The 12,957-nt window shown below is 72.6% G+C and carries 12 protein-coding genes and 1 pseudogene; 8 read left to right on the top strand and 5 right to left on the bottom strand.

All coding sequences use genetic code 11. From position 1 onward, the window contains the following. Nucleotides 1-374: 374 nt before the first annotated feature. Complete coding sequence (locus ACWDNY_RS29890; protein ID WP_451648946.1) at nucleotides 375-887, bottom strand: DinB family protein; 513 nt, start codon at nucleotides 885-887, stop codon at nucleotides 375-377. Between the two features lie 166 nt (nucleotides 888-1,053). Between ACWDNY_RS29890 and ACWDNY_RS29885 the strand changes: the two genes are divergently transcribed. After that, the gene (locus tag ACWDNY_RS29885; protein WP_451648945.1) at nucleotides 1,054-1,965 is read left to right on the top strand and encodes a Gfo/Idh/MocA family protein; all 912 of its coding nucleotides are present in this window, start codon (nucleotides 1,054-1,056) and stop codon (nucleotides 1,963-1,965) included. On the opposite strand, the gene lnt is transcribed toward ACWDNY_RS29885, so the two are convergent. Further along, entirely contained in the window at nucleotides 1,883-3,448 is a 1,566-nt protein-coding gene (lnt, locus tag ACWDNY_RS29880) for an apolipoprotein N-acyltransferase (protein WP_451648944.1), read from the bottom strand. The genes ACWDNY_RS29885 and lnt overlap by 83 nt on opposite strands. A 202-nt stretch (nucleotides 3,449-3,650) precedes the next feature. On the opposite strand from lnt, the pseudogene ACWDNY_RS29875 reads away from it, so the two are divergent. The 5 genes and pseudogenes from ACWDNY_RS29875 to ACWDNY_RS29855 all read left to right on the top strand — a co-directional run. After that, nucleotides 3,651-3,811: pseudogene (locus ACWDNY_RS29875) on the top strand (DUF4291 family protein); the annotation flags it as partial. Between the two features lie 180 nt (nucleotides 3,812-3,991). Continuing rightward, complete coding sequence (locus tag ACWDNY_RS29870) at nucleotides 3,992-5,275, top strand: ATP-binding protein (protein ID WP_451648943.1); 1,284 nt, start codon at nucleotides 3,992-3,994, stop codon at nucleotides 5,273-5,275. Between the two features lie 209 nt (nucleotides 5,276-5,484). Next, nucleotides 5,485-6,606: a hypothetical protein gene (locus tag ACWDNY_RS29865; protein WP_451648942.1), complete on the top strand. Its 1,122-nt coding sequence runs from the start codon at nucleotides 5,485-5,487 to the stop codon at nucleotides 6,604-6,606. A 247-nt stretch (nucleotides 6,607-6,853) separates the two neighbouring features. Then, the gene (locus ACWDNY_RS29860; protein WP_451648947.1) at nucleotides 6,854-7,330 is read left to right on the top strand and encodes a DUF4291 family protein; all 477 of its coding nucleotides are present in this window, start codon (nucleotides 6,854-6,856) and stop codon (nucleotides 7,328-7,330) included. Nucleotides 7,331-7,438: 108 nt separating this feature from the next. Then, a complete protein-coding gene (locus ACWDNY_RS29855) occupies nucleotides 7,439-8,179 on the top strand; it encodes an SDR family oxidoreductase (RefSeq protein ID WP_451648941.1) in 741 nt (246 codons plus the stop codon). Nucleotides 8,180-8,236: 57 nt separating this feature from the next. Here ACWDNY_RS29855 and ACWDNY_RS29850 read toward each other — a convergent pair whose 3' ends face one another. From ACWDNY_RS29850 to ACWDNY_RS29840, 3 genes are all read right to left on the bottom strand, one after another. Next, the gene (locus ACWDNY_RS29850) at nucleotides 8,237-8,416 is read right to left on the bottom strand and encodes a hypothetical protein (RefSeq protein ID WP_451648940.1); all 180 of its coding nucleotides are present in this window, start codon (nucleotides 8,414-8,416) and stop codon (nucleotides 8,237-8,239) included. A gap of 139 nt (nucleotides 8,417-8,555) precedes the next feature. Continuing rightward, the gene (locus tag ACWDNY_RS29845; RefSeq protein ID WP_451648939.1) at nucleotides 8,556-9,431 is read right to left on the bottom strand and encodes an undecaprenyl-diphosphate phosphatase; all 876 of its coding nucleotides are present in this window, start codon (nucleotides 9,429-9,431) and stop codon (nucleotides 8,556-8,558) included. Between the two features lie 150 nt (nucleotides 9,432-9,581). Next, complete coding sequence (locus ACWDNY_RS29840) at nucleotides 9,582-10,421, bottom strand: TVP38/TMEM64 family protein (protein WP_451648938.1); 840 nt, start codon at nucleotides 10,419-10,421, stop codon at nucleotides 9,582-9,584. 49 nt (nucleotides 10,422-10,470) lie between these two features. Between ACWDNY_RS29840 and ACWDNY_RS29835 the strand changes: the two genes are divergently transcribed. Both ACWDNY_RS29835 and tuf read left to right on the top strand, forming a co-directional pair. Continuing rightward, entirely contained in the window at nucleotides 10,471-11,190 is a 720-nt protein-coding gene (locus tag ACWDNY_RS29835; RefSeq protein ID WP_451648937.1) for a DNA alkylation repair protein, read from the top strand. Between the two features lie 461 nt (nucleotides 11,191-11,651). Beyond that, nucleotides 11,652-12,821: an elongation factor Tu gene (tuf, locus tag ACWDNY_RS29830; RefSeq protein ID WP_451648936.1), complete on the top strand. Its 1,170-nt coding sequence runs from the start codon at nucleotides 11,652-11,654 to the stop codon at nucleotides 12,819-12,821. Nucleotides 12,822-12,957 lie beyond the last annotated feature (136 nt).

Genomic DNA, 12,957 nt, shown 5'->3' with positions numbered 1-12,957 from the left:
TGCCAAGTCCCCTCCTGTACCCACGAAATCACCGCTGCCGGTGCCTCAACCATGATGACCCAGCGCGGCACAAGTCGAAACCTCGTGCGGACGAGGCCTCGGGGCGACCGCAGCCGTGGCGGCGGCCCGCCGCCCACGCGGGCGTCCGGCGCCGGTGCGCGCGGCCCGGTCGGCGCAGCCCCGCATCGGTGGCGCCGGCGGCCTCCGGGCCGTCCGCGCCTCCACGTCGTATCCCTCACCAGGGCCGCCGCGCTGCCCGCCCGCTCCCGTCACCCGTGCCGTCCGCGCCTCCTCGTGCACCGGGCGGCAGGCCGGACGGCCGAACGCCGGGCGTGCCCGGGCGTCTGCTCAGTCGCGCGTCTCAGTCGCGCGTCTCAGTCGCCCGTCGCTCCGTCGAGGCGTTCGCGGAGGAGGTCGGCGTGGCCGTTGTGGCGGGCGTACTCCTCGATCATGTGGGTGTAGATCCAGCGCAGGGTGTACGGCTCACCGGTGGACCTGCTCCGGCCCTGGGAGGAGTCGTCCAGCGCGAACCGCGCCGTGTTGCGCCGGGCGGCGTCGATCTCGGCCTGCCAGGTGGTGTACGCCTCCTGCCAGGTGTCCTCCCCGGTGAGGTGGAACTCGCCGTCCCGGTCCTCCTCCGTGAAGTAGATCGGTCCCGCGTCCTCGCCCGCGAGCACGGTGCGGAACCAGCCCCGCTCGACCTCGGCCATGTGCCGCACCAGCCCCATGAGGGACAGCTCGGAGGGCTCCACGGAGGCGGTGCGCAGCTGTTCGTCGGTCAGGTCCTCGCACTTCCACGCCAGGGTCTGCCGGTGGTAGTCCAACCAGCCCTCCAGCATGGTGCGTTCGTCGGCGTCCAGGGCGGGTTCGCGGCGCTGCGTCGTCATCCCCCGATCCTCGCCCACCGCACTGCGCCACGCCAGGCCTTTTCCGTCGCGAGCACACCGTCCGGGCTCCGCCGCCGCGGACCTTCGGGGCAGCGCCGGCCGGCGGAGGCGGCGGGCGCCGTAAGCTGCGGTCGAAGCAGGCGGAGGCAACCGAAGGGAGCAGCACGTGAAGGTCGGCTGCATCGGACTCGGCGACATCGCGCAGAAGGCGTACCTGCCGGTGCTCGGCCTGCAGCCGGACGTGGAACTCCATCTTCAGACCAGGACCCCCTCGACCCTCCACCGGGTCGCCGACGGCCTGCACGTGCCGGCCGGTCGCCGCCACGCAGCGCTGGACTCCCTGATCGCCCAGGACCTGGACGCCGCCTTCGTGCACGCACCGACCGACGTCCACCCGGAGATCGTCGCCCGGCTGCTCGAAGCGGGCGTGCCGACGTACGTCGACAAGCCGCTCGCCTACGAACTCGCCGACTCCCAAAGGCTGGTGGCCCTGGCCGAGGAGCGCGGTGTGTCCCTCGCCGTCGGCTTCAACCGGCGCCACGCGCCCGGCTACACGCAGTGCGCCGAGCACCCGCGCGAGCTGATCGTCATGCAGAAGAACCGCGTCGGGCTGCCGGAGGCGCCCCGGACGATGATCCTCGACGACTTCGTCCACGTGGTGGACACGCTCCGGTTCCTCGTGCCGGGGCCCGTCGACGAGGTGGCCGTCCACGGACGTGTGCGGGACGGTCTGCTGCACCACGTCGTCCTGCAGCTGGCCGGGGACGGGTTCACCGCGCTCGGCGTGATGAACCGGCTGAGCGGGTCCGTGGAGGAGATCCTCGAGGTCTCCGGGCGGGACACCAAGCGCCAGGTGCTCAACCTCGCCGAGACGATCGACCACAAGGGCCGGCCGACCGTGCGACGGCGTGGCGACTGGGTACCGGTGGCCCGGCAGCGCGGCATCGAGCAGGCCGCGCTGTCCTTCCTCGACGCGGTGCGAGCCGGAACGACGCTCAGTGCCCGGGACGCGCTGGAGACCCACGAACTGTGCGAGCGGGTCGTACGTGCGGTGCTGGAGTCCTCCGGCGCAGCCTGACCGCTCGCACGCCCTCCGTCGCGGCCGCGGCCGCCAGCACCAGCAGCGCGCCGTACACCGGCCAGTCGCCGTAGCGCACGTACGGCGTGGTGCCGGCCGCCACCGGCACGTCGAAGACCTGGGCCGTACTGGCGCGGGTGCCGAGCCAGGGGCCGATGCGCTGACCGCTCGGGCCGTAGACCGCGGAGACCCCCGTCAGCGTCGCGTGCACCATCGGACGTCCGGTCTCCGCGGCGCGCAGCGCGGCGAGGGAGGCGTGCTGGGCCGGCGCCCAGCTGTGCTGGAACGTCGACGTCGAGGACTGCGCGAGCAGCACCTGGGCGCCGTCCCGCGCCAGGTGGCGGCTCATGTCGGGGAACGCGGACTCGAAGCACACCATCGGGCCCACCCGCACGCCGTGCCCGACGTCCATCACCACCTGACGGATGCCCCGCCGGCGGTCCTCGCCCGCGGCCTTGCCGACGGAGGTCGCCCAGCCGAGCAGGGAGCGCGCCGGTATGTACTCGCCGAACGGCACGAGCCGCATCTTGTCGTAGCGCTCGCCGGTCGGGCCGTCCGGACCGACGAGCACGGAGCTCTTGTAGATGCCCGGCCGGTCCGACCGCCGTGCGTCGACGTTGACCAGGACGTCCGCCCCGGTCCGGCGGGAGAGCACGGCGAGCCGGTGTGCCAGGTCGGGGCGGTCGGCGAGGTCGAAGCCGACACTGCTCTCGCCCCAGACGACCAGGTCGACCCGCTGTCCGGCCAGGCGGCGGGTCAGCCGCTCCTCAAGGACGAACCGCCGCTCCGCGCCGCTGACGACCCCCGGCTGGACGACGGCGACGCGGACCCGGCCCTCGAGGTGCGGCCGTGGCGACCACACCCAGGCCGCGGAGGCCGCGACCGCCACGGCGAGCAGGCCGGCCGCCGCCGGCACCCGGGCCGCGCGGACCGTGACGAGGAGGGCGATGGCGACGTCGACGGCCACCACCAGGAAGCTGAGCAGCCACACCCCGCCCACGGAGGCCAGCCGCAGCGCCGGACCGACCTGCCACTGGCTGGCACCGAGCATGCCCCAGGGACCGCCCAACCCCTGCCAGGAGCGGACGAGTTCCACGGCCAGCCAGCCCGACGGCAGCACGAGGAGGGCGGCGGCGCTCCGGCCGGGCGAGGGGGCTCCGGCCAGGAAGCGGCGCACCAGCACACCCCAGGGAGCCCACAGCGCACCGAGGAGGGCGGCGATGACGAAGGTGAAGACGTGCAGGCTCGGCAGCAGCCAGTGGTGCACGGCCAGCATGAAACCGAACCCGCCGAGCCAGCCGTCGTACGCCGCCCGTTTCCCGGTGGGCGCCGAGCGGACGAGCAGCAGCCACGGCACCAGGGCGACGTAGGCGAACCACCACAGCGACGGGCCCGGAAAGGCGACCATGGGCAGGGCGCCGGCGAGCGCGGCGAGGCACGAGCGCCGCCAGGGGGAGGAGAGCCAGTGGCCGAACGTCTTCATACGAGGCCTTCCTACCCCGTGGCGTGCCCCGTGTGCGCGCCCGGAGGCGATCTCATGTCACGGAGCCCGGCCGAGAGCTCACGAAGGCGCGGCCCCTCCGGCCACGGACCGCCGCCCACGGCCCCGCCGGTTCCGTCCCGGGCGGAACGGGGGCGCGGTATCCGGTTGCCGGCCGGGGGCGCGCGGGCCGACCCTGGTCCCCGTGAACGACGAGTACGACGATCAGTACGTCGGCCGGGAGCCGAGATTCCGGGTACGCGCCCACCACACGGAGGGCACGGTCACCGTCTACCAGGCCTACCGGCCCGCACCGGCCGCTTCCCGCCGTCGTGGGAGCGCGACCGCATGACGTGGATCAAGCCGCGCTCATCATCTCTTTCCATGGCCGAAGACGACACGAACCAGCAGACAGACGGGGCCGCATCCGCCACGTCCTCACGTATCACCCCGACCGGCTGATGCGTCAGGTGCGAGGAGCCTGCTGCGCTCGGCACTCACCACCCCCGCAGGAGACAATGAGGGTGCGCCGCGGTAGGTGAGGTGATGGCGGTGCCTCCATGGCATCTGCGCGACTATCACGATGACGATCTTGACCAGGCCATCGAGATCTGGGACCAGAGCTGTCAGGTCGACGAGGACCGGGTGTTTCCAGTCTCCGAGGTGATGGCCGCGGCCAAGGTGGGTCAGACGGCGGTGGTCGCGGTGGTCGGCCACGAACTGGTGGGCATGGCCGTGGCGCAGGCCCACGGCAAGCGGGGGTGGATCCTCCTGGTCGCACTCGCCTCCCGCTGGCGCGAGCGCGGGATCGGCAGTGCTCTCCTCGCCGAGCTCGAGCGGCGCCTGCGGGCCCTCGGGGTGCGCCACATCAGCGCACTGCTGCCCGCCCACGCCGCCGGCACGAAGGCTCTGGAGAACTCCGGCTATCGGTCCCGCGACGGCCTGACCTACTACGAGAAGCTCGAACCGCCCGGAGCTCCCAACGCCGATGTCCTCGCCTCATTGGGCGGCCGGATGCTGCTCGGGGGACTGTGGGACGCCATGGCCGGCATGGAGCGGGAGAAACAGGTCGTCGAGCGCCGGGTCGTGCTCCCGCTGACGGAGCCTGCGCTGGCCGACCGTTACGGGGTCGTCCCACCGAAGGGAATCATCCTGTTCGGCCCTCCCGGCACCGGGAAGACCAGCTTCGCCAAGGCGGTCGCCTCCCGGCTCGGCTGGCCGTTCGTGGAGCTTTTCCCCTCCCGGCTCGCGGCCGACACGAGCGAGGGGCTGGCCACGGCGCTGCGGGAGGCCTTCGCGGACCTGGCGGAACTCGACTCGGTGCTGCTCTTCATCGACGAGGTGGAAGAGATCGCCGGCGTGCGGTCCGGGAAAGCAGTCGATCCGGGACATGGGGTGACCAACGAGTTGCTCAAACTGATCCCTGTCTTCCGCGAACACGACGCACGGCTGCTGGCCTGTGCCACCAACTCCGTGCGCTCTCTCGACCCGGCTTTCTTGAGGCCGGGCCGGTTCGACTACGTCATTCCCATCGGCCCACCCGACCCGACCGCCCGCGCGGCGATCTGGGCCCGCTATCTCAGGGCCGCCGGTGACTCGGTGGACCTCGTGCAACTGGTCGAGGCCAGCGAGTTGTTCACTCCGGCCGACATCGAATTCGCAGCCCGCAAGGGCGCGCAGGCGGCGTTCGAGCGCGAGGTCGCACAGCGAAAGGGCCGACCGGCCACCACCGATGACTTCATGACCGCCATCGCCGACACCCGGCCGACACTCACCGCACAGGCGATCAAAGAGTTCACCGAGGACATCGAGAAGTACAGTCGCCTCTGAGACCGGGCCGGCGCTCAGTCCGGGTCTCCGGTCCGCACAAGGAGACGACCGTCGCCTCCGTGCAGGTGACAAGGGCTGTGGACTCCTGTCGGTCGCCTGCGTTCGGGGTCATGGACGCTCTTCGGAGGCGGGAGAACGCCTGAGCCCTACGGGTGGGGGCACGTTCGATGTCGGTGGCCCCTTCTAGGCTGCCGGCCATGAGCAGATGGATGGGGAACACCCAGGTCCTGGCAGAACAGGCCGCTCAGTACCGAGCCCTCGCGGAGCGCGGCGATCTGGCTGAGCTCTCTCGCGCCGCCATGCGGGCCGCCTGCAACAACGGCTCCATGACGGGTGTGGGGTTCGAGAACATGGAGCTCCTACGCGCACTGCCCGACAAGGACCGGCTGGAGCTCGCCGGCATGTGGGCCCGTTGGTACGCCCGCGCGGGAGACGACTGGTCGGCCGAGGAGTTCAGGCGGGATCCGGGATACCTCCGCACCGAACTGCTCATGGTCGCTTCCGGAGTCGTCCGTGGCCTAGACGGGGACCTGCTGGCTGCCGAGCGTCAGGAACAGCTCTCCCGGTTGAGGGACCAGTACCTCATCTGGTCGACCCACCGGATCTGGGAACTGGCCGACGCGGAACTCGCAGCCGGGCGTACTCCCGATACGGCCATCCTGGCCGCCTTCCGGCGCACAAGTGCGGCGGCGAACCTGCCGGGCCTCCGTCGCACGCAGGCGGCCGCGAACGGCGCGGAGCCCGGAATGCGGAACCTACTGGCTCATTTTCCTGGCCCGGTGCTCAATCCCGGTGAACCGTGGGCCGACGCGGCTCTCAAGGAAGCAACGGCCGGAGGAGAGCCGTGGCAGCGGCTGCTGGAGCATGCGGCCCCCCCGACGGCCGACACACCATCGGCGAAGTGGAGACGGACCGGATCGGCCCTGCTGGACGCCGTTGGTCCGGAGGAGGCGCGACGAGCAGTGCTCGGATGGTTGGAGCTGGCTCATCTGGATCGATCCTTCCCGCTTCTCGGTCATCCGCATCTCCCGTTCGATGTGAACGCCTGTTTCGACCCCTACAACTCCCACGTGCTACGTGGACTCGCCTGGATGCTTTCCCTCCTTCCGCCTCGGCCGGACACCGTCCATGCCCTCGTCGGCCTCGTCGAGACGTCCCTGGACCATCGGTCCGGAGACGCTCCCCGCTCGCCTCAAGTGGCTGAGGCGGGCATCGTCGCGCTGGCTCTGCTCGGGAACCGGGCAGCACGGACGGAACTGGAGACCCTGAGCAGATGGGTCACGCACGAGGGCACGTCGCGGCGCATAGACAAAGCGCTCGCAGTGCTCTGATCAGGCCGCGGCCCCTCTCGCCGACACCTGGATCACCACGCCGTCAGCCACATCGAACAACCAGGACGAGGAGCGGTCCTCCGGCCGGCCGGACCCGCTCCGGCAGCGGCGGCTCGACGGCGAAGGCCCGACCCCTTGCAGGCGTCTCCAGACCCGCGGACGACCACGGCTCTGCCGGAGAAGGGGTTACGAAGACGGCTTGACGTGGGTCATCAAGCCGTGTTCACCACCTGCAAGGGGCCGGTGCCTGAGCTCTGGGCGGCATCGAATCCGTTGGGAGCGGCTGCCGGAGTGTGGATCATGGAGCCGCTGCGGATGGGGCACGAAGCAGGACCAGGAGACCGTCCTCGCCGTCGAGATCACCCGGGACGGCTTCCTGTGGGCGCTGCGCAACGCGTGCCTGTCGCACCACGTGCCCGCGCTGCACGGGGACAGGGCCGCCTGGCGGCGGCAGCTCCGTGACGCGCCCGCGCGCGTCCAGTGGGACCCCGAGCGCGATCTGCGCCTGCGTCCGCTGCCGCACCGGTCCCTGCAGCTCGGCCTCACCGGGGAGGCGGCGGCCCGTTACTCGGACGAGTGGATCGTCGGAATCCGGGACGTCACGGCGGCGGAGCGGATCCACTCGCTGGTCCGGGCGGGCGACCTCGAGCGGGCCGCCACGCTGCTGCCCGAGGAGCGGCCCTACCCCTTGAACGACGAGGTGCTCGCCCGCCCGCGCGCCTGAGCGGCCGGTCCGGCCGGAGCCCGGCCCCTTCGCGACGCGCGGCGTCCGGAGGGGGCCTAGGGTGAGCCCAGGGGTCGTGCCGTCGCCGTCGATCGAGTGGGGGCCCTCATGAAACGTCTCGTCACGGTCGTCACCGGAGGCAGCGGGGGCATCGGCGCCGCGATCTGCCGGCGGCTCGCGGCCGACGGGCAGGACGTGGTGGTGGGGTACGTCCAGGACGCCCGGGCCGCCGAGGCGGTCGCGGACGACGTGAGCGCGGCCGGGGCCCGCAGCGTCATCGTACGGGCGGACATCTCGCGCGCGGCGGACGTCGAGCGGCTCTTCGCCACGGCGGAGGGACGGCTCGGGCCGGTGACGGGGCTGGTGAACAATGCCGGGGTGACCGGGATCCCGGGCCCCCTCGCCGTCGCGGACACGGCGGACCTGCGGCGCGTCGTCGACGTCAACCTCTTCGGCACGCTGCTGTGCGCGCGGCGCGCGGCGCAGCTCATGACCCCGCGGCGCAGCGGTGTCATCGTGAACGTGTCGTCGGCGTCCGCCACGCTCGGCAGCCCCGGCGAGTACGTGCACTACGCCGCGACCGAGGCGGCCGTGGACGCGCTGACGGTCGGCCTGGCCAAGGAGCTCGGCCCGGACGGCATCCGCGTCAACGTGGTCGCGCCCGGCCTGATCGACACCGGGAGCCACCGGACGATGGGCGACGCGCACCGGATGGCGGGGGCCGCCGGCGCGATCCCGCTGCGCCGCGCGGGCCGGGCCGAGGAGGTCGCCGCGGCGGTCGCGTGGCTGATGTCACCGGCCGCCTCGTACACGTCGGGAGCCGTTCTGCGGATCGCGGGAGGCGGCTGAGGAAGGGCCGCTGCGCGGAACGGGGCGGTGCGCAGGGTGCCGGACCGGGGCTTCGGATCAGGCCGCCTTGACGACCCGGCCCCGCATCGCGGCGGCCCATTCGACCACCAGCAGTTCGTACTCCGCGCGTTCCTCGGGGGACAGGGACCCGCGGGCACGGAGCCAGAGCGCCCGGATCTGCTCGTTCAACTCCGCAGCGGACCGCACGGAACCAGGGGCCACTGAATCGGGGGACATGGCCCCAAGCCTAGGGGCAAGCACTGACAGTGCGCTACCGGACGGCTACGCAGGCCGTATGGAGTCGGTCACGAACCGGGCGTTCCGGCTCCGGACGGCCTCGCCGCAGAGGCACGGGACCGCGGTCCTCCCGGTCCGGTCAGTCCGCCGACTCGGCCGCGTGCGGGCTCAGCACGCCCGCCGTCACCAGCGCGATGATGACGACGCCGAGGGCCACGCGGTACCACACGAACGGCATGAAGCTCTTGGTCGAGATGTACTTCATGAACCAGGCGATGACCGCGTAGCCCGACGCGAAGGCGATCAGCGTGGCGAAGATCGTGGGTCCCCAGGCCACATGACCGCCCTCCAGCGCGTCCTTGAGCTCGAACGTGCCGGACGCCAGCACCGCGGGAATCGCCAGCAGGAAGGAGTAACGCGCCGCCGCCTCGCGGCGGTAGCCCATGAACAGGCCGCCGCTGATGGTGGCGCCGGAGCGGGAGACCCCGGGGATGAGGGCCATCGCCTGGCAACAGCCGTAGATCAGGCCGTCCTTGACGCCGAGGTCCTGCAGGCTCTTGCGCTGCTTGGGCGCCCGGTGCCGGCCGCCGGTCTCGTCGCGTGCCGCGAGCCGGTCGGCCGTGCCGATGACCACGCCGACGACGATGAGCATGGTCGCCGTGACCCGCAGATCGCGGAACGGCCCCTCGATCTGGTCCTTGAGTGTCAGCCCGAGCACGCCGATGGGTATGGAGCCGACGATCACCAGCCAGCCCATCTGCGCGTCGTGGTCCCGGCGCATCGCCTTGTCGAACAGCGAGCGGGACCAGGCGGACACGATCCGGCCGATGTCCTTGCGGAAGTAGATCAGCACCGCCGCCTCCGTGCCGATCTGGGTGATCGCCGTGAAGGCCGCGCCCGGGTCCTTCCAGCCGGAGAAGGCCGCCGTCAGGCGCAGATGGGCGCTGGAGGAGACGGGGAGGAACTCGGTCAGCCCCTGGACGAGTCCGAGGATGAGTGATTCGAACCAAGACATGGAGGTACGGAGTCCAAGTGCCGATCGGGAAAAGGGCGATGGACACACCGAACCGCGACGTGCGCTGATCGGGGTGTTGAGGGGCAGCGTAGCGTCCCGCATCGACGGCGACGGCGTCGGCCCGGTGCGGGCGCCGCGGTCCGGCGGGGCCTAGCCCCGGCGCAGGTGGTGGCGCTTGCGCCAGGCGACGACCGCGCCGGCCAGGGCCGGAGCGGCGATGCAGGCCACCGCGATCAGGAAGGCCGGCGACGTCGGCGCGGACGCCCGGGCGCCGGCGACGACGTACGCGGCCGTGTTCGGGACGGAACCGAGCGCGGTCGCCAGCACGAACGCCGGCCAGCCCATGCGTGAGACGGCGGCGCAGTAGTTCGCGGCCCAGAACGGCACACCCGGGAAGAGCCGTGCCGCCAGCATCGAACGGAAGCCGTGCCGGCTGAGCTGCCCGTCCGCCGCCGTCAGCCAGCGGCCCCGCACCAGCGGACGCAGCGCGTCCTGGCCGAGGACCCGGCCGAGACCGAAGGCGAGGCCGGCGCCGAGCACCGTGCCGGCCAGTGCCGCCCCGAGCCCGAGCGCCGAGCCGAAGAGCGCGCCCGCCGCGAGGTTCAGCAGCGGACGCGGTACGAACGCCACGGTGCACAGGCCGTAGGCCACCGCGAACACCACGGCCGCCGTGGGCCCGGTGAACTGCGGCGGCCAGCCGTTCGCCAGCAGTCGCTGCGGCTGGAGGAGCAGGACCGCGGTCCCGGCCCCGGCCAGCAGGACGAGGAGCAGGGACAGCCGCGACCACGGCGACGACACGGCTCTCGCGCAGCGGGCGCGCAGGCCCTGCGGCGCGGCGGGCGGGAGCGACGGCGGTCCGGACCTGAACCGCGCCGGGCGGGCGGGCACGACCGACGGCCCCGCCGCGGGGACGGCGACGGCGAACTCCGTGGCGGCGGCCCGGGGAGAGGCCGTGGCGGTGCCCCCAGAGCGGGTGGTGGCATCGAGCATCCGGCGACACTAACCGACACGGGTGTGTGATCGCCGTATGGTGCGTCTCATGACCGTCACGGGAACGGGCACCGGAAGGCCGCGCAGCGCTCTCGCCGACACGCTCGTGACGCGGCTGACCACCAGGTACGCCGCCGCGGCCGATCCGCGACGGGCCGTGGGCATGCGGGCGTACATGAAGGACGTGGCGCCGTTCCTCGGTCTGGCCGCGCCCGAGCGCCGAGCCCTGTTCCGGGCGGTCGTCGCGGGCACGTCCCGCCCCGACGAGGCGGACTGCACGGCGCTCGCCCTGCGCTGCTGGGAGCTGCCCGAGCGCGAGTACCACTACTTCGCCGTCGACTACCTGCGCCGGCACGTGCGCCGTTGCTCGTCCGGGTTCCTGCCCGTGGCCCGGCACCTCCTCACCACCGTCCCCTGGTGGGACACCGTCGACCCGCTCGCCGTGCACGTCGTCGGCGTCCTGGCCGAAACCGACCCCCGGCTGACGGCGGTCATGGACGCGTGGATCGAGGACGACGACCTGTGGCTCGTCCGCGCGGCCCTGCTGCACCAGCTGCGCCACGGCGAACGCACCGATGCCGAGAGGCTGTTCGCCTACTGCCGGCGCCAGTCCGGCCACCGGGCCTTCTTCGTCCGCAAGGCGATCGGCTGGGCGGTGCGGGAGTACGCCCGGACGGATCCGGAGGCGGTACGGGCCTTCCTGGCGCGGGAGCGGGGGACGTTCGCGCCGCTGTCGGTGCGGGAGGCGCTGAAGCACGTCGGGGAGTAGGGCCGACGGCCCTCGGAGGGCCCGCACGGTGGCCGGCGCCTCCGGACCCACGGCGGGGCGAGCCTGCGACACCGTCACGCGGCCGGTGTCGGCGCGGGGCCGGCATCGGCACCTGGCCGGCATGGCGGCGTGGCCGGCGGAGGTGTCCGCCGGACGGGCCCGGGCGGTCCGAACGAGCCGGAAAACCATTCGACGGAAACCCGGCACGTCGGACAGGATCGACCCCATGTTCCGGCACGCCTTCCTTCTCGCAGCATCCGCCGCCGCGGATGCCCCGAAGGCTGCCGTCCCCGTCCTCGTCGCCGCAGTCGACGGCGCCCGAAGCTGACCCTCCCCGGATCGTCCGGCGGACCCCGCAGGGGGAGGGTCGGCAGATCCCCGGGGTCCCGTCCCGGCCGCGTGCGCGAAGAACCGCGCCGGGGCCGTCACACCACACCAGTGGAAGGCTTCGAGGTACAGCCATGCCCAAGACGGCGTACGTCCGCACCAAACCGCACCTGAACATCGGCACGATGGGCCACGTCGACCACGGCAAGACCACCCTGACCGCCGCCATCACCAAGGTGCTCGCCGAACGCGGCAACGGCACCTTCGTCCCGTTCGACCGCATCGACCGGGCCCCGGAGGAGGCCGCGCGCGGCATCACCATCAACATCGCCCACGTCGAGTACGAGACCGACACCCGGCACTACGCGCACGTCGACATGCCCGGCCACGCCGACTACGTCAAGAACATGGTCACCGGCGCCGCGCAGCTCGACGGGGCGATCCTCGTCGTCTCGGCGCTGGACGGGATCATGCCGCAGACCGCCGAGCACGTGCTGCTCGCCCGGCAGGTCGGTGTGGACCACATCGTCGTGGCCCTGAACAAGGCCGACGCGGGCGACGAGGAACTGACCGACCTGGTCGAGCTGGAGGTCCGGGACCTGCTCACGCAGCACGGCTACGGCGGCGACGCGGTGCCCGTCGTACGGGTCTCGGGCCTGAAGGCCCTGGAGGGCGACCCGCGCTGGACGGCGGCGATCGAGGCGCTGCTCGACACGGTGGACACCTACGTGCCCCTGCCCGAGCGGTACCTCGACGCGCCGTTCCTGCTGCCGGTGGAGAACGTGCTCACGATCACCGGCCGCGGCACGGTCGTCACGGGCGCCGTCGAGCGCGGCACGGTCCGCGTCGGCGACCGCGTCGAGGTCCTCGGCGCGGACGTGGAGACGGTGGTCACCGGCCTGGAGACCTTCGGCAAGCCCATGGAGGAGGCGCAGGCCGGTGACAACGTGGCCCTGCTGCTGCGGGGCGTGCCGCGCGACGCGGTCCGCCGCGGGCACGTCGTCGCGGCGCCCGGCAGCCTGACGCCGGGCCGGCGCTTCACGGCGCGGGTGTACGTCCTGTCGGCGCGCGAGGGCGGCCGGACCACGCCGGTGGCGACCGGCTACCGACCGCAGTTCTACCTCCGCACCGCGGACGTGGTCGGCGACGTCGACCTGGGGGAGGCGGCCGTCGCCCGGCCCGGTGACACCATCACCATGACGGTGGAGCTGGGCCGCCAGGTCCCGCTGGAGCCGGGACTCGGCTTCGCGATCCGCGAGGGCGGACGCACGGTCGGCGCGGGGACGGTGACCTCGGTCGGCTGAGGCCGGCCGGCCCGGGCCAGCCGCACCGGCGCGGCCCGTCCTCCCGCGATCCGCCACCGGAAGAGGGGAGCGGGGGCGGGGGGTAGAGGGGGACAAAAATGGGGATGTGGTAGGTGTGGGGGGGGGGTGTAAAAAG

Source organism: Streptomyces sp. NPDC003697 (assembly GCF_053587115.1).
This window is presented reverse-complemented; position numbering and strand designations above follow the sequence as displayed.

Coding starts and splice junctions, on each gene's coding strand:
- ACWDNY_RS29890 (WP_451648946.1), bottom strand. CDS start 887: ATGACGACGCAGCGCCGCGAACCCGCCCTGGACGCCGACGAACGCACC.
- lnt (WP_451648944.1), bottom strand. CDS start 3,448: ATGAAGACGTTCGGCCACTGGCTCTCCTCCCCCTGGCGGCGCTCGTGC.
- ACWDNY_RS29870 (WP_451648943.1), top strand. CDS start 3,992: ATGGCGGTGCCTCCATGGCATCTGCGCGACTATCACGATGACGATCTT.
- ACWDNY_RS29865 (WP_451648942.1), top strand. CDS start 5,485: ATGGGGAACACCCAGGTCCTGGCAGAACAGGCCGCTCAGTACCGAGCC.
- ACWDNY_RS29855 (WP_451648941.1), top strand. CDS start 7,439: ATGAAACGTCTCGTCACGGTCGTCACCGGAGGCAGCGGGGGCATCGGC.
- ACWDNY_RS29850 (WP_451648940.1), bottom strand. CDS start 8,416: ATGTCCCCCGATTCAGTGGCCCCTGGTTCCGTGCGGTCCGCTGCGGAG.
- ACWDNY_RS29845 (WP_451648939.1), bottom strand. CDS start 9,431: ATGTCTTGGTTCGAATCACTCATCCTCGGACTCGTCCAGGGGCTGACC.
- ACWDNY_RS29840 (WP_451648938.1), bottom strand. CDS start 10,421: ATGCTCGATGCCACCACCCGCTCTGGGGGCACCGCCACGGCCTCTCCC.
- ACWDNY_RS29835 (WP_451648937.1), top strand. CDS start 10,471: ATGACCGTCACGGGAACGGGCACCGGAAGGCCGCGCAGCGCTCTCGCC.
- tuf (WP_451648936.1), top strand. CDS start 11,652: ATGCCCAAGACGGCGTACGTCCGCACCAAACCGCACCTGAACATCGGC.